Raw genomic sequence first — 22,655 nt, 5'->3', positions numbered from 1 at the left:
ATTATGTCAAAATAAAGTGAAACTTTAATCAGCGGAAAAATGCGTGATAAAGCGAAAGGGGATGGAACCGTGAAACCAAAAATTTATATTGCTGAACCAGTTCCGACATTTGTAGAAAACTATTTATCAGAACACTGTGATTATGAAAAATGGGATCAAAATGAGAAAGTACCTCGTGATGTTCTATTAGAGAAAATACAAGATAAAGATGGGTTATTAAATTTCGGATCTGCTATTAATGAAGAATTACTGACAGTGGCTCCTAACTTAAAAGTAGTGAGCAACATTTCTGTTGGTTACGATAATTTTGATTTACAAGCGATGAAAAATCGAAAGGTTATCGGAACGAATACACCATACGTATTAGATGATACAGTAGCTGATCTCGTTTTCGCCCTTATGCTATCAGCTGGGCGCCGCGTTTGCGAACTCGATTCTTACGTGAAAAATGGTGAATGGAACGCTGAAATCGGAAAAGAACACTTCGGACTAGATGTACACCATAGCACAATTGGTATTATCGGTATGGGCCGAATTGGAGAAGCCGTTGCAAAACGAGCAAAATTCGGATTTGATATGAATGTTCTTTACTATAACCGCCGTCGTAAAGAAGAAGCTGAACAAAAATTCGATGCTACATATTGTGATTTACAGACGCTACTGAAGCAGTCTGACTTTATTGTTCTTCTTACTCCATTAACAGATGAAACATATCACCTTATCGGAGAAAAGGAATTTTCATTAATGAAAGAAACAGCAATCTTCATTAATGCTTCTCGGGGGAAAACAGTAGATGAAGAAGCGTTAATCCATGCTTTAACAGAAAAGAAAATCTTTGCAGCAGGCATCGATACTTTTACACAAGAGCCAATTCAAAAAGATAATCCACTCTTATCATTACAAAATGTTGTGACTTTACCGCACATCGGATCTGCAACATTAAAAACTCGTCAGCAAATGGCCATGACCGCCGCTGAAAATTTAGTTGCAGGATTACAAGGAAAAACACCGCCTAATATTGTGCGCGGGTAATACTGAATAAACGAAAGGCAAGATGACATCGTCATCTTGCCTTTTTTTGTTAACATATTTTCTTCTTCCTTGGAGATGATATGAACAAAAATCAATGGAGTGACAAAAAATGAATCATAAATATACTTGTCCTTATTTCACTTTTTCCACTCGCGGCACTACTGTTCATTACGAATTGTATGAACATGATAATAAAACAGAACGCCCTACTTTCGTACTCGTTCACGGCTTTTTATCTTCCTCATTCAGTTACCGCCGTCTCATTCCTTTACTAGCGAAGGAAGGAACAGTCATTGCTCTTGATTTACCACCGTTCGGAAAAAGTGATAAGTCTCATCTGTTTAAGTATTCTTATCACAATTTAGCAACGATTATTATTGATTTAATTGAACATTTATCTCTCTCAAACATTGTATTAGTTGGGCATTCTATGGGTGGGCAAATTTCTCTCTATGTAAACCGTATACGTCCTGAACTCATTTCAAAGACGATTTTACTATGTAGCTCGAGCTATTTAGCGCGCGCAACCTTACCTTTACTATACTCTTCTTATTTACCGTTCTTTCATTTATACGTAAAGAACTGGATTATACGGCGCGGCATTGTTCATAACTTAATGAATGTCGTTCATGATCACTCATTAATTGACGATGAAATGAAAAAAGGTTACTCCGCTCCTTTTTATGACAACCGTATATTTCCCGCTTTAACTCGCATGATACGAGACCGTGAAGGTGACTTATCTTCAACTGAATTACAAAAAATCGAAACACCTATCCTACTCATTTGGGGTGAAAAAGACCGCGTCGTCCCTGTACATGTAGGTCATCGTCTACACAAAGATTTGCCGAATTCAAAATTTATTTCTTATGAAAATACAGGACATTTACTACCTGAAGAAAAGCCTGAACATGTTTATGAAGAAATTATCGCTTTTTCCGCGCAATAAAATGAAACTTTAATCAGTCCCTACCTAACTTCTTTGCTTCCGCTGAATTTTGAGGTGAGGGTCTTACTGCCCGGAAAATAGCGGGATAATATAAAAAAGGCTGTCGGAAATTCCGACAGCCTATAATGAACAGCTTCCACCTTCTTTTATTACAAGTAATTCCATAGCTAATTTCTCACATTTTTCAAGCGCAGGTACTTCCTCAAAAGACATAAAGTATATATGTTGAATCTTCTTTGCGATGTATTTTGGATCGTCAAACACACTTATGACGTTCACAACATCGCTCGCTTCTGTTTCATAAAACTCCGGTCCCATTTGAAACGGATCCCAATTCTTCACAACCTCTATCATCTTTTCATATGTACCCATTCGCTTCCCGCCTTTTCACTTTTTAATACTTTTCTTTATCCTATCACATCAGCTATTCTATAAGAAGAGAGAGAACTTTCATAACTTATTGGTTTTACAGAAGAAGGGAGCAAACTTATGCAACTATTTCATAAAGCAATCAATCGACGTGGAACGCATAGTATAAAATGGGATACATATAAAAACGAAGAACTTATCCATGCTTGGATTGCTGATATGGATTTTGAAGTACCAAAACCAATTCAAACTGCCTTAAAACAACGAATCGAACATCCGATTTTTGGCTATACACTTCCTCCCGAAAATATTGGGAATATTATTTGTAACTGGACAAAACAACAATACGACTGGGATATTCAAAAAGAATGGATTGTCTTTAGCGCCGGAATCGTTCCAGCTCTTAGTACGAGCATACAGGCTTTCACAAAAGAAAACGAATCCGTTCTCGTACAACCACCTATTTATCCTCCATTTTTCGAAATGGTCACAACAAACAACAGACAGTTATACGTGAGTCCATTACAGAAACAAAATGATACATATGTGATAGACTTCCAGCATTTAGAAAAGCAGTTTCAGCAAGGCATCAAACTCATGCTTCTTTGTAGCCCTCATAACCCAATCGGGCGCGTTTGGACGAAAGAGGAACTTTTGCAGCTCGGATCGTTATGTACTAAATATAACGTAATCGTTGTGGCGGATGAAATTCATTCCGATATTATTTATGCAGATCATACACATACACCGTTCGCTTCCTTAACTGAAGAATTAGCAGAGCGCACTATCACTTGTATGGCTCCAAGTAAAACATTTAATATCGCTGGATTACAAGCATCGATTATTATCATTCCAAATGAAAAACTCCGTCAAGCCTTTACATCTATCCAATATAGACAAGGCTTCCACGGATTAAATATCTTCGCTTATACAGCGATGCAAAGTGCCTATACAGAATGTAATGATTGGCTAAACGAAATTCGATTATATATAGAAGATAATGCTCAATTTGCTTGTGAATATATTAAAACTCACATACCTGCTCTTTCCCTAACGAAGCCAGAAGGTAGCTTTTTATTATGGATTGACTGTTCTCGTCTAAAGCTTTCTCAAAACGAGCGTACTGCATTACTTGAGGAAAAAGGAAAAATCATTGTTGAACCTGGTGAGAAATACGGGTTAGGTGGCGAAGAACATATTCGAATTAATATCGGCTGTCCACTATCTGTTTTAGAAGAAATTTTAAACAGACTGCGTCATACGTTTTCATAATAAGAAAGGAGTCTGTCCCCCTAATCATTCTTGGACAGACTCCTTTGTCATATTTTGTCGGTAAGTCGATATATTTCAAGTTACGGTCGATATATTCCAATAATCGCCGATATAATTTGAGTTACAGTCGATATATTCCAATAATCGCTGATATATTTTCAATTACATTTCACAAAGAAAGCTACCATTCACGGTAGCTTTTACTTTTTCTTCATATCCGATGCTTTTTTTACAATTACGCCACAAGCAATTCGATCCCCTGATTTACCTGTCGGTTGAGTCATACCATCATCAGGGTTTTCTGTAATAATAATAGACGCTCCATCTTTTCTATGAATCGTCGTTTTTCCTTCTTCAAGTGTGATGTGTGGGGTATTAATTTCCGCTTTAATCTTTCCAGAACCATCTGCAACTACGTTCGGTAAATCACCGTTTTCTGCACCCTTCGGATTAAGAAGACCATGTTTTTTATCATCTGGATTAAAATGATTTCCGGATGATTCAAAACGAGGTGCCTTACACTCTCCGATTTCATGTACATGTAGTCCGTGCGGGCCTGGAGTGAAACCTTCCCCTTTAATCGTAATTTTCACTCCACTTGTTTGCTGCACTACTTTCGCAGTCCCTACTTCATCTCCTGAAGCATTATGTAATTTCACTTCAATTTCTTTCGGCTTTCCTTGGTCACAACCTGCCATCAGAAATAATAAACAACAACTGAAAAAAAGCCGTTTCTTCATTTTATTCCCTCCAAAATATATTCTGCCCTTAGATTGTCCGAGCATAGAGGGAAACATACAAAAATGCATTACTGTTTCTTTTCAGCTAATAGTTTTTCTTCAACTTTCTGCAATCGCTCTGCTTCTCTTTTTGATACACGAATAAACATGCGCCACGTGGCAATAGCACCGATAATAAATAGAACGCAAACAATCCCTGGAATAATATATTCTGTTTTATCTTCCGGAAAATATAAAGGCATCATATAGAACACTCCTTATTATAGGATTTATAAAACATCAGAATTTTCTGTTATATCATTTTAAATTATAGTGGAACCTATCCATATTCTCAAGGGGCGTTCTGAAAGCAAATGATTTCTTTGACTCCTTCTCCTACTTTCCTTACTATAAACTTGAGGTGAAAAATATGAGAGAAACATTTGAAATTGGCGAAATCGTTACTGGTATTTATAAAACAGGAAAATACATCGGCGAAGTTACAAATAGCCGCCCTGGCAGTTACGTCGTAAAAGTATTAGCTGTTTTAAAACATCCGGTGCAAGGTGACTTACATAACGTAAAACAAGCTGACGTACCATTTTTCCATGAAAGACGCGCTTTAGCTTTCCGTGAACAGACGAACATTCCAGAGCAAATGGTGAAAAAATATGAAGGAGAAATTCCGGATTATACCGAGTCACTAAAATTAGCATTAGAAACTCAAATGAATTCATTTTCTGAAGATGATTCACCTTTTGCAGAGCGTAGTCTAGAAACATTGCAACAGTTAAAGAAAGACTACAAACTCTAAAAAACAAAACGACCAAATTACATAATGTGCAATTTGGTCGTTACTGTGTGCTCACTTTCTTTAACACTTTTGAAAAATCAACAAGTTCTCCTAATGTTGGAGGTGCTGGCTTTACTAAATACTCTTTATCTTTTTCTACTAGTTTAAAAATATTGTACGTCGTCATCGCATCATCAAGCGCACAATGATGCTTCCCTGTCCCTACTTTTCCATACGCCTCAATTGCTTTCCATAATCCTGTTTGATTTCTTTCTCCAAAAAACTTCTTATACTCAAGCGATAAATCACGACACTGTCCGAAGAATGGAAAAGCTATCCCTGCCATTTCACAATTATGTTTCAGCACTTTCATATCCATATTTCCCCACGTTACAATTGTCGGTTTACATTTCGTTTCGTATTCTGCAAGCTTCTTAACGAGTTCAGGAAATGAAATCCCTTTATCCACGACTTCTTGTTTTATTCCCAAAAACTTCTTACATCGATCCGTTAAAGAAGGAAATGTTTTCGGCCTGACATGTGATGAATACGTATCTTCTACCTTACAGCCAGCAACTGAAACGAGTCCTACCTCAATAATCTCTGGAAAAAATCCTTTCGGTTTCTTTCTATGCTGGGGCATCGTAAACTCAAAGTCTAAAAATAAAAATCGTTGTTCATCCATACGATCCCTTCCTTATCATTTTTGTCATTCCTTTCTATTTGACACTCCTACACGAACAAGCTCGAATGCTAATTCCATTTTAAATATTCAGATTGGATGTATCTTATATATATGTCAAATGCCCACAAATATTTTAAAAAATAAGAAAAAATGACCTATGCAGAAAATATGACAAAATCTCTCCTTTCATTTACATCCGCAGTTTTTCTACTTTATAATGACGTTATGTGTGTTTCATCTAGTTAATATTTGACACACTAAGAAAAATGAATGAAAGGAGATGAGATTTTTGCACGAAACAACGCAAGAACTCGCTAACTGGCAGTATTATTTTGCTATCGCAGTCTTTTTAATTACATATGCCATTATTATTTCTGAAAAAATTAATCGCGCTGTCATCGCACTTCTCGGTGCAGCATTCATGGTAATTGTGGGGGTCGTCGATTTACATAACGCCTTTACGAAACATATTGAATGGGGAACGATTACGCTACTCATCGGTATGATGATTTTGGTGAACATTACGAGTAAATCAGGTGTTTTCCAATACGTTGCCATTAAAGCAGCAAAAGGGGCACAAGGAAATCCAATTAAAATTTTAATTTCCCTTTCCCTACTTACCGCGCTTGGCTCCGCATTTTTAGATAACGTTACAACTGTACTTCTTGTTGTTCCAGTTACTTTATCTATTACGCGCATACTGCAAGTAAATCCTGTTCCTTATTTACTTTCTGAAATTATTTTTTCAAATATAGGAGGAACAGCAACATTAATTGGTGATCCACCTAATATTATGATTGGTTCTGCAAATAAGCATTTAGACTTCAATGCTTTCCTATTGAATCTAGCACCAATCGTAATTATTATTATTGCAGTTACAGCGATAATACTTTACTTCATGTATCGCAAACAATTAATTGCCGATCCTGTACAAGTAAAAAAATTAATGAGCTTAGATGAAAAACAATACATTAAAGATCCAGTATTAATGAAAAAATCTTTAACGGTACTTGGACTTACAATTATAGGTTTCATGACTCATTCTATTTTCCATATTGATGCCGCTATTATCGCCTTAACTGGTGCTACTGTACTTATGTTAATTGGTGTGAAAGAACATGAAATTGAAGAGGTATTCGCAAGTGTAGAATGGGTAACAATCTTCTTCTTCGCAGGGCTATTCGTACTTGTTGGAGGACTTATCGATATCGGTCTTATCAAAATGTTAGCTCAAAAAGTAATTGGTATAACAGGCGGAGATATTTCTTACGCATCCATTCTTATTTTATGGGTATCTGGTATCGCCTCTGCAACAATTGATAACATCCCATTCGTTGCAACAATGATTCCACTTATTAACGATATGGCAGTTGGGCTAGGCTTATCACCATCTGACGCACAAATCGATGTATTATGGTGGGCATTAGCACTAGGTGCTTGTCTGGGCGGAAACGGAACATTAATCGGAGCTTCTGCTAACGTAATCGTTGCAGGTATCGCGAGCCGCGAAGGACATAAATTTAGTTACATGGACTTCCTAAAAGTCGGTTTCCCAATTATGATCGTTTCATTAATCATTTCTCACATTTATATTTATTTACGCTACCTTATGTAGTAAAAAAAGCGCTCTGATAATCAGGGCGCTTTTTTACTTATATCTAAAATATATCGACTTATCAACAAAACGAAAAATCTACTCTTTATATCTCACCGGTTCATTCCGAATAATAAATAAATGAATCGGTAAGAACACCGAAAATGTGATTACATGAATAATCGTAAATAATATAGAGTTCGTTCCGTATCTGTCTAAAATAGCGTAGATAAGATAAATGGACAATACAATCGATACAGCTGTTGCTAGTAAACTTATAATTGGTACGAAATTAAAAATAAAACATGCAACATATATGCCGAATACTTTCCACCCTGCTTCTTCTTTCAAAAAATCTGGTAATTTATCTTTCGCTAAGTCACCCCATGTCTTACTATTCAAAAACGGAATAAACGCAAGCACCCCGTCCGTTGCACCATCATTTTTCGCCATCGAATAAAGTGCAAAAGCCGTTAACAAATATGAAATAATTGCCCAAATCAATATAACAAGAATAAACGCAAAACTAAGAGCAAAGAAACCTGCTAATACGCCTTGATCCTCCATCTTATCCTCTCCTCTCTACTTTCAACATATTTCATTACATTGCAAGTTATGTTTTAAAATTTATCCAAACTCTTTGTATAATAAGAGAAGAAAGAGAATAAGAGAGGAGCAACACTTATGCATCCATTTGTAAAAGCATTACAAGAGCATTTCACAGCTCATCAAAATCCTGAAAAAGCAGAACCTATGGCTCGTTATATGAAAAATCACTTCCCATTTCTAGGTATTCAAACACCGGAAAGACGCCAATTATTAAAAGACATCATTCAAATACATACTCTCCCAGATCAAAAAGACTTCCAAATTATCATACGTGAGCTTTGGGACTTACCAGAACGTGAATTCCAAGCGGCCGCACTTGATATTATGCAAAAATATAAAAAGCATATAAACGAAACTCATATCCCCTTCTTAGAAGAACTGATTGTCACAAAATCTTGGTGGGACTCTGTCGATAGCATCGTCCCTACATTTTTAGGCGATATCTTTTTAAAACATCCAGAATTAATTTCTGCCTATATTCCAAAATAGATTGCATCAGATAACATATGGTTACAACGTGCCGCTATTTTATTCCAACTAAAATATAAACAAAAGATGGATGAAGAACTTCTTTTCTGGATTATTGGACAACTACATTCTTCAAAAGAATTTTTCATTCAAAAAGCGATTGGCTGGGTCCTTCGTGAATATGCAAAAACAAATCCGGATGTAGTTTGGGAATACGTTCAAAACAATGAGCTCGCTCCATTAAGTAAGCGTGAAGCAATTAAGCATATTAAAGAAAATTACGGAATAAATAATGAAAAAATAGGTGAGACTCTATCATAGATAGACGCGTTCCTCTATTGAGATTTAAAAAAGAACGTGTTAGAATATGTTCATTATTATTAATATAAGTAGCGATGACGGACTTATAAGTACTTGCATAAAAAGCGATTCAGGGATAGTGAAAGCCTGAAGCCGCAAGGAAACGGCAGTCCCGAGCAATACATGATAAAGTGGATGCACCTTTTGTGTATCAACTAGGGTGGAACCGCGGGCAAACGCTCGTCCCTAGGCAAATAAGCCTTGGGATGAGCGTTTTTTTATGTTCTTTTTAGCATATACTGCTCGTTTCCAAAGTATCAGAGTATGTCATCGCCAATACGTTAACTTTCAAAAGGAGGATTTTCTTATGTATTCAATGGAACAAGTTGTAAACTTAGCGAAACATCGCGGTTTTGTTTTCCCTGGTTCTGAAATTTACGGTGGTCTTGCAAACACTTGGGATTACGGTCCACTTGGAATCGAATTAAAAAATAACGTTAAAAAAGCTTGGTGGAAAAAATTCATTCAAGAATCTCCACACAACGTTGGTTTAGACGCAGCTATTTTAATGAACCCTAAAACTTGGATCGCTTCTGGTCACGTTGGTAACTTCAACGATCCAATGATTGACTGTAAAAAATGTAAAGCTCGTCACCGTGCTGACAAATTAATTGAAGATGCTTTAGATGCAAAAGGCATCGAAATGGTTGTTGACGGTCTTACTTTCGACCAAATGGCTGACTTAATGAAAGAACATGAAGTAAAATGTCCTGATTGCGGTAGTGAAGAATTCACTGAAATCCGTCAGTTCAACTTAATGTTCAAAACATTCCAAGGTGTTACAGAGTCTAGCACAAACGAAATCTTCCTTCGTCCTGAAACAGCACAAGGTATTTTCGTAAACTTCAAAAACGTTCAACGCTCTATGCGTAAAAAGCTTCCATTTGGTATCGGCCAAATCGGTAAGAGTTTCCGTAACGAAATCACGCCTGGTAACTTCACATTCCGTACACGTGAATTCGAACAAATGGAACTTGAATTCTTCTGTAAGCCTGGTGAAGATTTAGAGTGGTTTGCATTCTGGCGTGAAACTTGTAAAAACTGGTTACTTTCACTTGGTATGTCTGAAGAGAGCATGCGTCTTCGTGACCACGGTGAAGAAGAGTTATCTCACTACAGTAATGCAACAACTGACATTGAATTCAAATTCCCATTCGGTTGGGGCGAACTTTGGGGCGTTGCATCTCGTACAGACTTCGACTTAAAACGTCACATGGAACATTCAAACGAAGACTTTAACTATATTGATCCACAAACGAATGAGCGTTACGTGCCATACTGCATCGAGCCATCTTTAGGCGCAGACCGCGTAACATTAGCATTCTTATGTGATGCATATGAAGAAGAGCAATTAGAAAACGATTCTCGTACAGTTCTTCGTTTCCACCCTGCTTTAGCACCATACAAAGCAGCTATCTTACCATTATCTAAGAAGCTATCTGAAGGTGCTACTGAAGTATTCGCAGAATTAGCTAAAGACTTCATGGTAGACTTTGATGAAACTGGTTCTATCGGTAAACGTTACCGTCGTCAAGACGAAATCGGTACACCATTCTGTATCACATACGACTTCGACTCAGTTGAAGACAAAGCTGTTACAGTACGTGACCGTGACACAATGGAACAAGTTCGTATGCCAATTAGCGAACTAAAAGGTTTCTTAGAGAAGAAAATCCAGTTCTAATTATAAGAAAAAGAGGCTGCTCATAAGAGCGCCTCTTTTTTACTTTTCACGTTTTTCTTTAATTGCTACTGTACATCTTGATATACATAGTAAATCATCATTTTCATCAATAATACGAACATCCCAAACCATTGTCGATTGTCCTCTATGTATCGGTGTTCCGATCGCTGTTACAATTCCATCTTTCTTTGAGCGAATGTGGTTTGCATTAATTTCTAATCCGAAACAAATACATTTTTCTTGATCAATTAAATTATATGAACCAACACTTGCCACTGTTTCCGCTAATGCAACCGATGCACCTCCATGTAAAAATCCAAACGGTTGATGCGTACGCTCATCAACAGGCATCGTAGCAACTACCTTATCTTCTGTCATCTCTAACAACTCAATTCCAAGTGAATCCATTAAAGTTTTTGCCATATCGCTTCCCCCTTCTCTTACTTTAATTAAATGTATAATTTTACCTATTTATTTTCAAACTACTTATAACACTTATATAAGGAGGCTTCACCTAAATGAAACAGAAATTTTGTATATTACTGCTTATGTTCTCCTTGCTGACTATTGTACCAAATTGTGCAATAACAGCCAAAGCATCTAACCTGACAATCGATGTTAAGACTGTAACGCAAAAAGGTAAGAAACCTTATATAGAATATCAAATAAATAGGCCTTCTTTTCACAACTTTTCTGATTCTAAATTTCAAAATAAACTCAATTTATACTACAAAAAATCCACTGACAAATTTAAAAACAAATTAGAAAAAGAAGCAAAAAAATATTATAAAGAGACAGAAGGATCTAGTACACCCTTTCATCCGTACGTAGCAAATGTTGATTATAAAGTCTCTTTAAACAAACCACCTTTTCTTAGCCTATATGTGAATTACTATCAATATACTGGCGGAGCACACGGTCTTTATACGTGGAAGGCAAATACATTTGATTTAAACGAAAAAAAGGTGCTGCACTTAGACGATTTATTTCAACAAAAGGATAAATATAAAGATGTAATCCGTGCAGAGATTGTACGACAAATTAAACAAAATGAAAGCATTTATTTTCCTGATGCAACTGAAAAAGTAATGAGTATGAAAAAATTTCACTTCTTTTTAGAGCCAGACAATCTCGTCATTTATTTCCCTTTATATGAGATTGCTCCCTATTCAAGTGGAATTCCGCAATTTCGTATTCCATATACGTTGCTAAGAGACTATTTAAAGCCTTCTTATCAAAATATTTTGATTGACAACAAGTAAATATTTTCGCTACGATAATGTTAACCTAAAAACAACAGGAGGTTAACATTATGAGAAGATTTCATGTTTTAGATTTAGCATTAGCTGCCATGTTCGTTGCTCTTATGGCCATCGGTGCAAATATTGTATCTTGGGCACCTTTCTTACAAGTAGCAGGCATCCCATTATCTATGCAACCATTTTTCGCAATTTTAGCAGGTCTTCTTCTTGGAAGTAGACTTGGTGCCTTATCCATGACTGTATATATGCTCGTTGGCTTAGCCGGCGCACCAATCTTCGCTAACTTCAAAGCTGGATTTGGAGCACTTTTAGATCCTACTGGTGGTTTTATTATCGCCTTTATTATTGTTGCTTACGTATCAGGAAAACTAGTAGAACAAAAAGAAAGACCAACTTTCATTACATTTGCAATTGCCTCTTTCACTGGAATTATTTTAACTTATATAATCGGTACTACTTACATGTACGGAGCAGTCAATATCTTTATGGGCGGTAATATGAGCTATAAAGCTGCTTGGATGATTATGATGTGGTTTGCAGTAAAAGATATTGCATTTACAATTATCGGTGCTATTATCGCACCTCGCATATACTATGCTGTGCGTCGTTCTGCTTATCAGCATTCTCATTCGACGATTTCATAATAAAAAAATGAGTTATTTCAGTATACTGAAATAACTCATTTTTTATTATGACTCTTGATTCGCTTGTTCTTCTAAAATTTTCTTCATCATTGCAACCATGTCATCACGTAATTCTGGGTGTTGCAGGGCCATTTCAATTGTCGTTTGAACGAATCCTAGCTTTTCACCTACGTCGTAGCGCTTTCCTTCGAAATCGTAAGCAAATACACGTTGGATTTCATTTAAGCTTTGGATTGCATCTGTTAATTGAATTTCACCACCAGCACCGACATGTTGCTGTTCTAAGAACATAAAGATTTCAGGCGTTAAAATGTAACGGCCCATAATTGCTAAGTTTGAAGGAGCTGTACCTTGTGCTGGTTTCTCAACGAAATTGCGAACTTGGTAACGACGACCTTCTTGTTCTAATGGATCGATAATTCCATAGCGATGTGTTTCCGACTCTGGAACAGTTTGTACACCAATAACAGAAGAAAGTGTTTTTTCATACTCATCCATTAATTGACGTAAACACGGTTTCTCAGCTTGGACAATATCATCACCTAGTAACACTGCAAACGGCTCATCACCAATGAATTTACGCGCACACCAAACAGCATGTCCTAGTCCCTTCGGCTCTTTTTGACGGATATAATGAATATCTACCATTTTTGAAGAGGCTTGTACTTTTTCAAGCAACTCATATTTTTTCTTCTCTAATAAGTTTTGTTCTAGTTCAAATGCATTATCAAAATGATCTTCAATAGAACGCTTTGTTTTACCAGTAACGATAATAATATCTTCGATACCCGATTTCACTGCTTCTTCTACAATGTATTGGATCGTTGGTTTATCTACTATCGGTAACATTTCTTTCGGCATTGCTTTCGTTGCTGGTAAAAAACGTGTTCCTAATCCAGCTGCTGGGATTATCGCTTTTCTTACTTTTTTCATCACAAAATACCCTCTCTCCTGTCGGAATCAATAGCAATTATTTCCTACATAAAACAAAAGGGAGATTTCGCTCCCTTTTGTTCCTTACTACTTAAAATTACTTTGTATTATAAACGATTCATAATGTCTTCTTTAATAGTAAGTAACTTTTGTTCACTATTTTGTAAAGAACTATCTTTTACACCAAAGTAAAACTTAATCTTCGGCTCAGTTCCAGATGGACGTAGGCAGAACCATGAACCATCCTCTAATTGATATTTTAACACATTTGATTTCGGTAAGTGAATCTCTTCTTTATGTCCATCTTGTAAAGATGTAACGATGCTTGCTTTATAGTCTTCCACTGCTACGACTGTTAAGCCTGCTACTTCTTTCGGCGGATTCTCACGGAACGTTGCCATCATCTCTTGGATTTTTTCAGCTCCATCTTTTCCTTTTAACGTTAACGATACAAGGTCTTCACGGAAGAAACCGTACTTCTCAAATACTTCTAATAGACCGTCATATAACGTTTTCCCTTGTGATTTGTAGTATGCAGCTACTTCACATGCAAATAGGACAGATTGTACTGCATCTTTATCACGGCAGAATGGGCGGATTAAATAACCATAGCTTTCCTCATAACCGAATTGGAATTCATATTGTCCGCTTTCTTCATACTGCCTAATTTTCTCACCGATAAATTTAAATCCAGTTAACGTATCAACTGTATCTAAACCGTATGCTTTCGCAATTGTACGACCAATCTCAGACGTTACGATTGTTTTTAATACGACACCGTTCTCCGGAAGCGTTCCGTTTTCTTTCTTTTGAGATAGTAAGTAATCAAGCATTAATGCACCTGTTTGGTTTCCTGTTAATACTTGGAACTCACCATTATGATTGCGCACCGCTACACCTAGACGATCTGCGTCAGGATCAGTTGCGATTAATACATCTGCGCCTACCTTTTCACCATCACGAATGGCATACTCAAACGCTGCGTGCTCTTCTGGGTTCGGTGATTTTACTGTAGAGAAGTTTGGATCTGGTAACTCTTGCTCTTTTACAACTGTTACATCTGTAAATCCAACTTCTTTTAAACCACGGCGTACAGAAATATTTGATGTTCCGTGTAATGGTGTAAAGACGATTTTTAAGTCTTTACCAACCTTTTGCACCATTTCTTTATTAATGATGACATTGTTCAATTCTGCAGCATATGCATCATCTACTTCTTGTCCAATAATATGTAATAAACCGTCAGCTTTTAATTGCTCTACATCAGCGACTTCAACTGTTAATTCATCTTCTACTGCATTTACGTAGCTAATTAACTCATCTGCTTCTTTTGGAGGTAACTGTCCACCATCTTCACCATATACTTTGTATCCGTTATATTCAGGTGGATTATGGCTTGCCGTAAGAACGATTCCACTTACTGTATGTAAATGACGAACTGCGAAAGAAAGTACTGGCGTTGGACGTAAGCTTTCAAACACATATGTTGTGATACCGCGTGCCCCAAGTGTAGCAGCAACTTCCATTGCGAACTCAGGTGATTTATGACGAGAATCATAGGCTACAACAACACCGCGTTTTTTCGCTTCCTCACCTAATTTTTCAATAAAGCTTGCTAATCCTTTTGTTGCTTTACGAACTGTATATACGTTTAAACGGTTCGTACCAGCACCAAGTTCACCACGCATACCACCTGTACCAAACTCTAGATTTTTATAAAAGCTATCCTCGATTTTCTTCTCATCTTGCTTCATATTTTCTAGCTGTTCTTTTAATTCTGCATCTAATTGTGCGTAAGAAAGCCAGCGACTAAATTCTTGTTTCCAATTCATTCTTCTCTCTCCTCTCGCTCGTCATACCTTTATTATATGAAAAAAACATGCTCTATCTCAATATTTTATAAAATCTAGCAGGATTTTACTAGGAATATTTGTATACACTATTGTTAAATACTCCACTAAAGGGAATGAGGATTATGCACGAATGGGGCTTGTCAGAAGAGCTCAAAATACAAACAAAGCAAATGATTGAAATTGCTGAAAAAGAACTATCGATTATGAGGAACGCAATCGATAAAGAAGACGAATGTATTTTATGCAAAATGGAAGATATTCATCATATGTTAGCAAATGTACAAACATTGGCAGCTACATACTACATTCAGGCATATTTATCACCTTATACGGAAAGTTCATCTTTTATTACGACAGCTATCCAACATTTAAGCGCCAGAAAACATGGTGCTCTTATCGTTGTGGAACGAAACGAGACGCTTGAAGCTCTCATTCAAACTGGAACGACATTAAACGCTCATTTAACTGCACCATTACTCGAATCAATATTTTATCCAGGTAACCCTCTTCATGACGGTGCCGTTCTCGTAAAAAATAATCATATTGTCTCAGCTGCTAATATTCTTCCTTTAACGAAAAGTACAGAAGTTGATTCTGAGCTAGGAACACGTCACAGAGCTGCAATTGGCTTATCAGAAAAGAGTGATGCACTTATATTAGTTGTCTCTGAAGAAACGGGCCGTACTTCTTTTGCTTTAAACGGGATTTTATATACGATCTCTTTATAAAGTGAAACTTTAATCAGCCCTCACCAATCGAGCGTTTATCAGCACCCCGACCTAACTGCTTTCCTTTCACTGAATTTTGAGTTATGGGTCTTACTGCCCGGCAAATAGTGGGATAAACAAACCTATAAAAAAGAAGACTGTTCCAAAATATTGGAACAGTCTTCACTTATACTCTTATTCTTCTCCAAAACGCTCCACAAGTGTTGCAAGTGTACGTACCATTGCACCAGTTGCTCCAGCCGGACCTAAGTCGTGCGCGCCTTTTGTTTCTGATGTTCCAGCGATATCTAAGTGTACCCACGGTGTATCTTCAGCGAATTCGCCTAAGAATGTACCTGCCATAACCGCATGTCCTTCACGGCCTGGTGAGTTATTTAAATCAGCAAACTTACTGTTTCGAACGCGTTCTTTATCACGATCAAAAATCGGTAGTTGCCAAATTGGCTCATCTGTTTCCATAGAAGCCTCTAGCACTTGCTCAAATAACTCTTCATTATTTGTCATTGCGCCTGTCGTATAGTTTCCAAGTGCAACAATTACACCGCCTGTTAATGTTGCAACATCAACAAGGTAGTTTGCACCAAGTTTTTTCGCATACGTAATACCGTCAGCTAAAGCTAGACGACCTTCTGCATCCGTATTTAATACTTCAATTGTTTTTCCACTCATAGATGTAATTACATCGTCTGGCTTAAATGCCGTACCACTTACAACGTTATCAGTTGAAGGAATAACAGCGATCACATTTTGTTCTGGGCGAAGTTCACCGATAATTTCCATCGCACCTAATACAGCAGCTGCACCGCCCATATCACCTTTCATACCGACCATGCCTTCACGTGGTTTTAAAGAATAACCACCTGTATCGTATGTAATACCTTTTCCAACGAATCCAATGACATCTGTCCACTCTTCTTTTCCTTTATAAATAAGAGCAATCATTTTTGGTGGCTCTACACTACCTTGGTTTACTGCAAGTAACGCACCCATACCAAGATCTTCCATCTCTTCTTTCTCAAGAACTTTATAGTCCATATCATACTTCTCCGCTAATTCAACAGCATACTCAGCAAGCTTTGTCGCTGTTAATACGTTTGGCGGCATATTTACAAGTGTACGAGCTGAATTTGTTGCACGTCCATGTACGTAGCCAACTGTTAATGCGGCTTCAATTTCTTGTGCATCTTCCGCTGTAATAGCCGTGAACTTCTCTAACTCTACACGATCCTTTTTATCTGATTTATACGTTTGTAATTCATATGTACCAAGGCCTTGTACCTCTGCTGCAATATGAGCGACATCAATCGCGTCTAATTTCTCTGTTACGAAAGAATCAAGTAAAATTGCTGCATCTTGTACTTTTGCTGCTTGCAGTGTTTTAAATGCCTTACCAAGAGCCGCACGTAACGTTTCTGTCGTATAAAACTCTTTCTTGCCTAAACCAACAAAGTAATAACGTTTCACATTTGTTTTTCCTAAGCTATGTACTTTCGAAATGGCCTTTTTCTTCGTAGATAATTCTTTCTCTTCTAGTAAAACTTGTAATTGTCCTTCAAACGCTTTGTCCAGTTCTTGTACAAAACTACTCATTTTCTCTTCTTCAAATAAAGCGACAATTACTGCTTCGTGACCTGCTAATTCTTTTTGTACTTGAAACATGTTCAGACCCCCTAAATTTCTCTACCACCATTATAACTTTATTTTCGATAAAATGCGACAATTCTAACTACAGTTATATGACGTGTAAAATCCCCTCTATTATGAAATAAGCCAAGAAAAAAAGTCTAGCGTAATTACGACTAGACTATCTTTGTTTTAAATATTGACCACGAAACACTTGCATCGTTTCGTCTTGATTTAACATCGTTAACTCTTCTTCTGTAAACTTACCATTTCCTACTTTTACTACGTACACATTTACTTTTTTCTTACCCCATTGGCTATAAACATCTTTCACCGTATCATAATATAGATCAAGACGGTTTCCTTTTATTGCACCGCCCTTATCAGCTACTACACCATACCCATAACCTGGTACGAATAAAATTGTTCCAATTGGGAATACGCGTAAGTCCGCTGCGATTGTGGAATATAAATCCCTTTTCGCCTTAACACCTGAATATGTAATACCATACTCCGGATGTCCCGGCCTCTTACCAGTTGACTCGATTCCCGACGTATAACCTGTTGCAGTCATTTCAATTGAACGATATTTAGACCAGTCGTTTGCCTGCTCTAAAGCATTTATCACTTCTTTACTCGGAGCAACATTTCTCTTAACTTCTGCTGCATGTACTTCTTTTGCACTCGTTCCCTCATACTTCTTTACAATCTCTAATAAAGAAACTCCTGTGAAAGCATTCCATGTTACGCATAATGCAATTGCAAGTAAACAAGTCATCATAATGCGAATACAATATCGTTTTAACATTTTTATATTCCACACTCCTTCATCGTTAATCATTCCCTATACCATGAAGGAATATGCAAAAAAATAATCTCCAACTTAATTGGAGATTAAAACATTTGATATCCGCTTTTCCGAAGTTTCTTGATTACGACTCCTGCTAAAGCAGCCCCTACTAATCCAGTAGATAGAATAAATACGTCTGCTTGTCCTAAGTGCGATACACTTGTCCCAAATGAAGAAAATGTTTCTTTCGGTTTTGAAAAATAATCCCACATACTCGCTTTATTAATAATCAGCATACAAACAATCGGATACACAATAACCATTACCCAAGTAGCTCGCAAAATCATGTTGAGTAAAAATCCAATTCCAAAGAACAAAATAAAGAATAACATCATTGAAATAAGTAGTACCGGTATACTCACTCTTTTCCCCTCTCCTTCGCACGTGCCGTAAATACGTGATAAGCTGTATAACCAAATGGTTCGCCTGGATTTAATGTTTTGTCCACTTCAAGATGTAGTTCTGATCTTCCTTCTAACAAATATTTAATAAGCACAGACGTATTCGGATCGTCTACAATCTTATCCGGATGTAAGAACGCCACTTCAGACAATTCTTTCTCCTGTATAATAATATTTTCTCCTTCAGGCTCCAAAAGAAAAATAATCATATTATCACTAATCTCATTACGAATAACACCCGATCGAACACCAATGATCCCCTTCACATGAGCGACAATGCCTGTCTCTTCTAACACTTCGCGTTTCACAGCTTCATCAACCGTCTCACCTTCATTTACAAAACCAGCCGGTAAAGACCATTTCCCTTTTAATCCACTGTATTTCTTCTTAACAAATAGCCACCTACCATCTTTTGTAGCTACTAAACCACTAACAGCTAGCCATACCTTCCCTCGTTTCTCCATGATGTAATAACCTCCTCTTTCAGAACGGACAGAATATTCTTTCTTTTTATATTATACTATATTTTTAATATGAAAAAAGCAGAAACAGCTCTTAGCCGTTTCTGCTTTTTCTAATATATATTAAAAGAACTTTAATTTACCTTTTTTAAGAACTAATAAAGGTCCACCTAATAAGAATAGGTAACGGTTATCGATTACTTTCTTCATGAAGGAAGCTTTCCAACCTGTTAACTTTTTACCCATAACAACGCCCATTGCATCGTCATGACCTAAAGAACATACAGATCCTTTATTATCAAATGCGAATTTCTTCATTTCGCCTTTACCACGAACTAATACAGTTAAGTTGTGTGCAATATTGTAACCTTGTTGAATTGCGATTTGTGCTGTTGGTGGGTATGGACGGTTAATTTCTTCATTAATGATTAACGCTGCGTCACCAACCATGAATACATCTTCGTATCCTGGAGCATGCATGTACTCATCAACTTTTACACGTCCGCGCATTGCTTCAAATCCAGACTCTTCCACAATACCGTTACCACGAACACCTGCAGCCCAAACTACTGTTTCAGACTTAATTAATTCAGTGTCATCGCCATTCGCAACGATAATACCTTCTTCAGTTGCTTCTTTAATTGCTGTACCGATGCGGAATTCTACACCTTTTTTCTCAAGTTGTTTTACAGCGTATTCTACTAACGCTGGATCGAAACCTGGAAGTGCTGTTGGAGCAGCTTCTACACAGATGATACGTGCTTTTTCACGTGGTACATTGTACTCTTTGCAAAGTTCAGGAACACGGTTTGCAAGCTCACCTACGTACTCGATACCAGTAAATCCAGCACCACCAACAACGATTGTTACTAACTCATCGCGTTGTTCAGTTGCATATTTAGAGAAACTAGCTTCCATATGCTCACGAATTTCACGAGTTGCATTAATGTTAGCGATTGAGAATGCATGCTCTTTTAATCCTGTAATTCCGAATGTTTCTGATTCGAAACCAAGACCAATTACTAAGTAGTCATACTCTAACTCGCCGTCTTTTAAGATAATGCGTTTTTCAGCAGCTTTAATTTCTACTACTGTGTCTTGTACAAAGTTCACTTTATTTGTATCAATAACGTCTTGAATATCTAGACAGATTTTTTCATCTTGTAATGTACCAGCTGCGCTCTCGTGTAACCAAGTCGCTTGGTAGTGATAGCTGTTGTTGTTTACTAGCGTAATTTCAGCTTCATTTACAGATAATGCTTTTTGCAGACGAACAGTCGTAATCATCCCGCCATAACCTGCACCTAAAACTACGATTTTTGGAGTCTTCACCAAATCACAACCCTTTTCTTTATATAATAGTAATGAGAAATAATACCAAGTACTAAAAACTCTATTTGTCAAGAATGTGGAATTTATCACATTCTATATCATAACAAAACGCAGTCAAAAAATCGTACGAATTTTGTCATAGAAATTTAACATAATACTTCCCTATATTAGTCGGTTTTATTCCAGAATTCAAGCGTCTGGAGAATTATCAATATTTTAAAATAACATAGCGTTTTCAAGGGTTTTTTAGCCTTTTTTTCATGTATTTTCCTTTCTGTATATTTTATACAATAAAAAAGAACCTATGCGAAAACTTACACACAATTCAGTCGTTTTCAGAAGTATTATGAACTCAAATATGCTATCATTTATTTGAAAGTGTCATCATTTGCAGGATTTTCGTGTACATATGAACAATATATGAAATCAATATCAAAATTCCATCTATAGGGGGAATGAAAGTGGCAGAAAATCAAAAAGTTTACGACATAACAATTATTGGTGGTGGTCCAACAGGGCTGTTCACAGCATTTTATGGCGGTATGAGACAAGCAAGTGTAAAAATCATTGAAAGCTTACCTCAACTTGGAGGACAATTATCCGCACTCTACCCTGAAAAATACATTTATGATGTAGCTGGATTCCCAAAAGTGCGCGCACAAGAATTAGTTGATAACTTAAAAGAGCAAATGAAGAAATTTGACCCAACCGTTTGTTTAGAAGAAGCTGTCGATACGCTTGAGAAACAAGCTGACGGTATATTTAAACTTGTTACGAATAAGCAAACTCACTATTCTAAATCAGTTATTATTACTGCTGGCAATGGTGCTTTCCAACCACGCCGCTTAGAATTAGAAGGTACAGCGAAATACGAAAAGAAAAACTTACATTATTTCGTTGATGATATGAATAAATTTGCTGGTAAGCGCGTCGTAGTATTTGGCGGCGGCGATTCAGCTGTTGATTGGACAATGATGTTAGAACCGATCGCTGAAAAAGTTACAATCGTTCATCGCCGCGATAAATTCCGTGCGCATGAACATAGCGTCGAAAACTTAATGAATTCTCGTGCAGAAGTAAGTACACCGTATGTTCCAGTTGAACTCATTGGTGATGACAAAATTGAACAAGTCGTTCTTCAGCACGTAAAAACTGAAGAAAAAGTTATCATCGATGTTGATGACGTAATTGTAAACTATGGCTTCGTTTCTTCTCTTGGCCCAATTAAAAACTGGGGCTTAGATATACAAAAAAACAGCATCCTTGTAAATTCAAAAATGGAAACAAATATTCCTGGCATTTACGCTGCTGGTGACATTTGTACATATGAAGGAAAAGTAAAACTCATTGCTTGCGGCTTCGGTGAAGCACCAACAGCAGTAAACAATGCAAAAGCTTACTTCGATCCAAATGCAAAACTTCAACCAATGCACAGCTCAAGCATGTTTTAATATGTAAAAATAAAAGCTCCTTCCATACGTGGAAGGAGCTTTTATTTTATATACCACGAAAGCACACTGAATTCGATAAACTATCGAACTCAGTGTGCTTTTCGTCTAAAAAAATTATTGTTTCCTTCTTCTACCTAATACGAATAATACTCCGCCAACTAAGAATGAAATTCCAGCACCAACTGACATCATCCATGGAGACGCTGCCCCTGTTTTCGGTAATTCTCTTTCTGTTTTTACTTGCGGCTCTTTAATTAATTTTTCCAATCTTACTTCTGGTTTCACTTCTGGCTCCTTCGGCTCTTTCGGATCCTCCGGTTTCACTTCTGGTTCCTTCGGTTCTTTCGGATCTTCCGGTTTCACTTCTGGCTCCTTCGGCTCTTTCGGATCCTCCGGTTTCACTTCTGGCTCCTTCGGCTCTTTCGGATCTTCCGGTTTCACTTCTGGCTCCTTCGGTTCTTTCGGATCTTCTGGTTTCACTTCTGGCTCCTTCGGCTCTTTCGGATCTTCTGGTTTCACTTCTGGCTCCTTCGGCTCTTTCGGATCCTCCGGTTTCACTTCTGGCTCCTTCGGCTCTTTCGGA

24 protein-coding genes and 1 pseudogene are annotated in these 22,655 nt (G+C 37.1%); 11 read left to right on the top strand and 14 right to left on the bottom strand.

Annotated features, from left to right (window positions below; genetic code table 11):
* The first annotated feature begins 39 nt into the window (after positions 1-39).
* Both ACTFP3_RS29390 and ACTFP3_RS29385 read left to right on the top strand, forming a co-directional pair.
* Positions 40-1,032 carry a 2-hydroxyacid dehydrogenase gene (locus ACTFP3_RS29390; protein ID WP_002041993.1) on the top strand — a complete coding sequence of 331 codons (993 nt, stop codon included), beginning with the start codon at positions 40-42 and terminating at the stop codon, positions 1,030-1,032.
* 109 nt (positions 1,033-1,141) lie between these two features.
* A complete protein-coding gene (locus ACTFP3_RS29385) occupies positions 1,142-1,981 on the top strand; it encodes an alpha/beta fold hydrolase (RefSeq protein WP_001015860.1) in 840 nt (279 codons plus the stop codon).
* Positions 1,982-2,101: 120 nt separating this feature from the next.
* On the opposite strand, the gene ACTFP3_RS29380 is transcribed toward ACTFP3_RS29385, so the two are convergent.
* Positions 2,102-2,353, bottom strand: coding sequence for a YugE family protein (locus tag ACTFP3_RS29380; protein WP_000537638.1), 252 nt, complete (start codon positions 2,351-2,353; stop codon positions 2,102-2,104).
* A gap of 117 nt (positions 2,354-2,470) precedes the next feature.
* On the opposite strand from ACTFP3_RS29380, the gene ACTFP3_RS29375 reads away from it, so the two are divergent.
* Entirely contained in the window at positions 2,471-3,622 is a 1,152-nt protein-coding gene (locus ACTFP3_RS29375) for a MalY/PatB family protein (protein WP_440012031.1), read from the top strand.
* A 200-nt stretch (positions 3,623-3,822) separates the two neighbouring features.
* Here ACTFP3_RS29375 and sodC read toward each other — a convergent pair whose 3' ends face one another.
* Positions 3,823-4,362, bottom strand: coding sequence for a superoxide dismutase [Cu-Zn] (gene sodC / locus ACTFP3_RS29370; RefSeq protein WP_440012029.1), 540 nt, complete (start codon positions 4,360-4,362; stop codon positions 3,823-3,825).
* A 68-nt stretch (positions 4,363-4,430) separates the two neighbouring features.
* The gene (locus tag ACTFP3_RS29365) at positions 4,431-4,607 is read right to left on the bottom strand and encodes a hypothetical protein (protein WP_000982757.1); all 177 of its coding nucleotides are present in this window, start codon (positions 4,605-4,607) and stop codon (positions 4,431-4,433) included.
* A gap of 164 nt (positions 4,608-4,771) precedes the next feature.
* Between ACTFP3_RS29365 and ACTFP3_RS29360 the strand changes: the two genes are divergently transcribed.
* A complete protein-coding gene (locus tag ACTFP3_RS29360) occupies positions 4,772-5,155 on the top strand; it encodes a kinase-associated lipoprotein B (protein ID WP_001209344.1) in 384 nt (127 codons plus the stop codon).
* Between the two features lie 40 nt (positions 5,156-5,195).
* Here the strand turns inward: ACTFP3_RS29360 and kapD are convergent, their stop codons facing one another.
* The gene (gene kapD / locus ACTFP3_RS29355) at positions 5,196-5,819 is read right to left on the bottom strand and encodes a 3'-5' exonuclease KapD (RefSeq protein WP_000344356.1); all 624 of its coding nucleotides are present in this window, start codon (positions 5,817-5,819) and stop codon (positions 5,196-5,198) included.
* Between the two features lie 289 nt (positions 5,820-6,108).
* On the opposite strand from kapD, the gene ACTFP3_RS29350 reads away from it, so the two are divergent.
* Complete coding sequence (locus tag ACTFP3_RS29350; RefSeq protein WP_440012028.1) at positions 6,109-7,434, top strand: ArsB/NhaD family transporter; 1,326 nt, start codon at positions 6,109-6,111, stop codon at positions 7,432-7,434.
* A 78-nt stretch (positions 7,435-7,512) separates the two neighbouring features.
* Here the strand turns inward: ACTFP3_RS29350 and ACTFP3_RS29345 are convergent, their stop codons facing one another.
* The gene (locus ACTFP3_RS29345) at positions 7,513-7,980 is read right to left on the bottom strand and encodes a hypothetical protein (protein ID WP_000390061.1); all 468 of its coding nucleotides are present in this window, start codon (positions 7,978-7,980) and stop codon (positions 7,513-7,515) included.
* Between the two features lie 117 nt (positions 7,981-8,097).
* Here ACTFP3_RS29345 and ACTFP3_RS29340 point away from each other — a divergent pair.
* A pseudogene (locus ACTFP3_RS29340) lies at positions 8,098-8,811 on the top strand (DNA alkylation repair protein).
* Positions 8,812-9,157: 346 nt separating this feature from the next.
* The gene (locus ACTFP3_RS29335) at positions 9,158-10,534 is read left to right on the top strand and encodes a glycine--tRNA ligase (protein WP_000287147.1); all 1,377 of its coding nucleotides are present in this window, start codon (positions 9,158-9,160) and stop codon (positions 10,532-10,534) included.
* Between the two features lie 39 nt (positions 10,535-10,573).
* Here ACTFP3_RS29335 and ACTFP3_RS29330 read toward each other — a convergent pair whose 3' ends face one another.
* Positions 10,574-10,957: a hotdog fold thioesterase gene (locus ACTFP3_RS29330; protein WP_001140612.1), complete on the bottom strand. Its 384-nt coding sequence runs from the start codon at positions 10,955-10,957 to the stop codon at positions 10,574-10,576.
* Between the two features lie 95 nt (positions 10,958-11,052).
* On the opposite strand from ACTFP3_RS29330, the gene ACTFP3_RS29325 reads away from it, so the two are divergent.
* Positions 11,053-11,796 (top strand): DUF3298 and DUF4163 domain-containing protein, encoded by a 744-nt coding sequence (locus ACTFP3_RS29325; protein ID WP_000810329.1) that lies wholly within the window; start codon positions 11,053-11,055, stop codon positions 11,794-11,796.
* A 50-nt stretch (positions 11,797-11,846) separates the two neighbouring features.
* Positions 11,847-12,440, top strand: coding sequence for a biotin transporter BioY (locus tag ACTFP3_RS29320; protein WP_440012026.1), 594 nt, complete (start codon positions 11,847-11,849; stop codon positions 12,438-12,440).
* A gap of 45 nt (positions 12,441-12,485) precedes the next feature.
* Here the strand turns inward: ACTFP3_RS29320 and galU are convergent, their stop codons facing one another.
* Together galU and ACTFP3_RS29310 are read right to left on the bottom strand one after the other, a co-directional pair.
* Positions 12,486-13,373, bottom strand: coding sequence for a UTP--glucose-1-phosphate uridylyltransferase GalU (gene galU / locus ACTFP3_RS29315; RefSeq protein ID WP_002097988.1), 888 nt, complete (start codon positions 13,371-13,373; stop codon positions 12,486-12,488).
* Between the two features lie 107 nt (positions 13,374-13,480).
* The gene (locus ACTFP3_RS29310; protein WP_001104221.1) at positions 13,481-15,205 is read right to left on the bottom strand and encodes a phospho-sugar mutase; all 1,725 of its coding nucleotides are present in this window, start codon (positions 15,203-15,205) and stop codon (positions 13,481-13,483) included.
* Positions 15,206-15,348: 143 nt separating this feature from the next.
* Here ACTFP3_RS29310 and cdaS point away from each other — a divergent pair, with 143 nt between their 5' ends.
* Complete coding sequence (gene cdaS / locus ACTFP3_RS29305; RefSeq protein ID WP_065224319.1) at positions 15,349-15,954, top strand: sporulation-specific diadenylate cyclase CdaS; 606 nt, start codon at positions 15,349-15,351, stop codon at positions 15,952-15,954.
* 174 nt (positions 15,955-16,128) lie between these two features.
* On the opposite strand, the gene pepA is transcribed toward cdaS, so the two are convergent.
* The 5 genes from pepA to ACTFP3_RS29280 all read right to left on the bottom strand — a co-directional run bounded on the left by pepA (position 16,129) and on the right by ACTFP3_RS29280 (position 20,621).
* Positions 16,129-17,613: a cytosol aminopeptidase gene (gene pepA / locus ACTFP3_RS29300; RefSeq protein WP_226368321.1), complete on the bottom strand. Its 1,485-nt coding sequence runs from the start codon at positions 17,611-17,613 to the stop codon at positions 16,129-16,131.
* Between the two features lie 145 nt (positions 17,614-17,758).
* The gene (locus tag ACTFP3_RS29295) at positions 17,759-18,385 is read right to left on the bottom strand and encodes a 3D domain-containing protein (RefSeq protein ID WP_006922360.1); all 627 of its coding nucleotides are present in this window, start codon (positions 18,383-18,385) and stop codon (positions 17,759-17,761) included.
* Between the two features lie 86 nt (positions 18,386-18,471).
* Positions 18,472-18,789, bottom strand: coding sequence for a YuiB family protein (locus tag ACTFP3_RS29290; protein ID WP_000027016.1), 318 nt, complete (start codon positions 18,787-18,789; stop codon positions 18,472-18,474).
* On the bottom strand, positions 18,786-19,292 hold the full coding sequence (locus ACTFP3_RS29285) for an NUDIX hydrolase (RefSeq protein WP_000415315.1): 507 nt from the start codon (positions 19,290-19,292) through the stop codon (positions 18,786-18,788). Before ACTFP3_RS29285 ends, ACTFP3_RS29290 begins: the two co-directional genes overlap by 4 nt.
* Before the next feature lie 120 nt (positions 19,293-19,412).
* Positions 19,413-20,621: an NAD(P)/FAD-dependent oxidoreductase gene (locus ACTFP3_RS29280; protein WP_000856612.1), complete on the bottom strand. Its 1,209-nt coding sequence runs from the start codon at positions 20,619-20,621 to the stop codon at positions 19,413-19,415.
* Positions 20,622-21,082: 461 nt separating this feature from the next.
* On the opposite strand from ACTFP3_RS29280, the gene ACTFP3_RS29275 reads away from it, so the two are divergent.
* Complete coding sequence (locus ACTFP3_RS29275) at positions 21,083-22,072, top strand: NAD(P)/FAD-dependent oxidoreductase (protein ID WP_000829785.1); 990 nt, start codon at positions 21,083-21,085, stop codon at positions 22,070-22,072.
* A gap of 114 nt (positions 22,073-22,186) precedes the next feature.
* Here the strand turns inward: ACTFP3_RS29275 and ACTFP3_RS29270 are convergent.
* Positions 22,187-22,655, bottom strand: a 469-nt coding sequence (locus ACTFP3_RS29270) for an LPXTG cell wall anchor domain-containing protein (protein WP_440012022.1), incomplete at its 5' end; no start/stop codon positions are given.

It is taken from the genome of Bacillus cereus group sp. MYBK5-2 (assembly GCF_051915685.1).
In the GTDB taxonomy this organism is placed as follows: domain Bacteria; phylum Bacillota; class Bacilli; order Bacillales; family Bacillaceae_G; genus Bacillus_A; species Bacillus_A cereus.
Note: the sequence above shows the minus strand (reverse complement) of the source record. Positions and strands in the feature narration are given on the sequence as shown.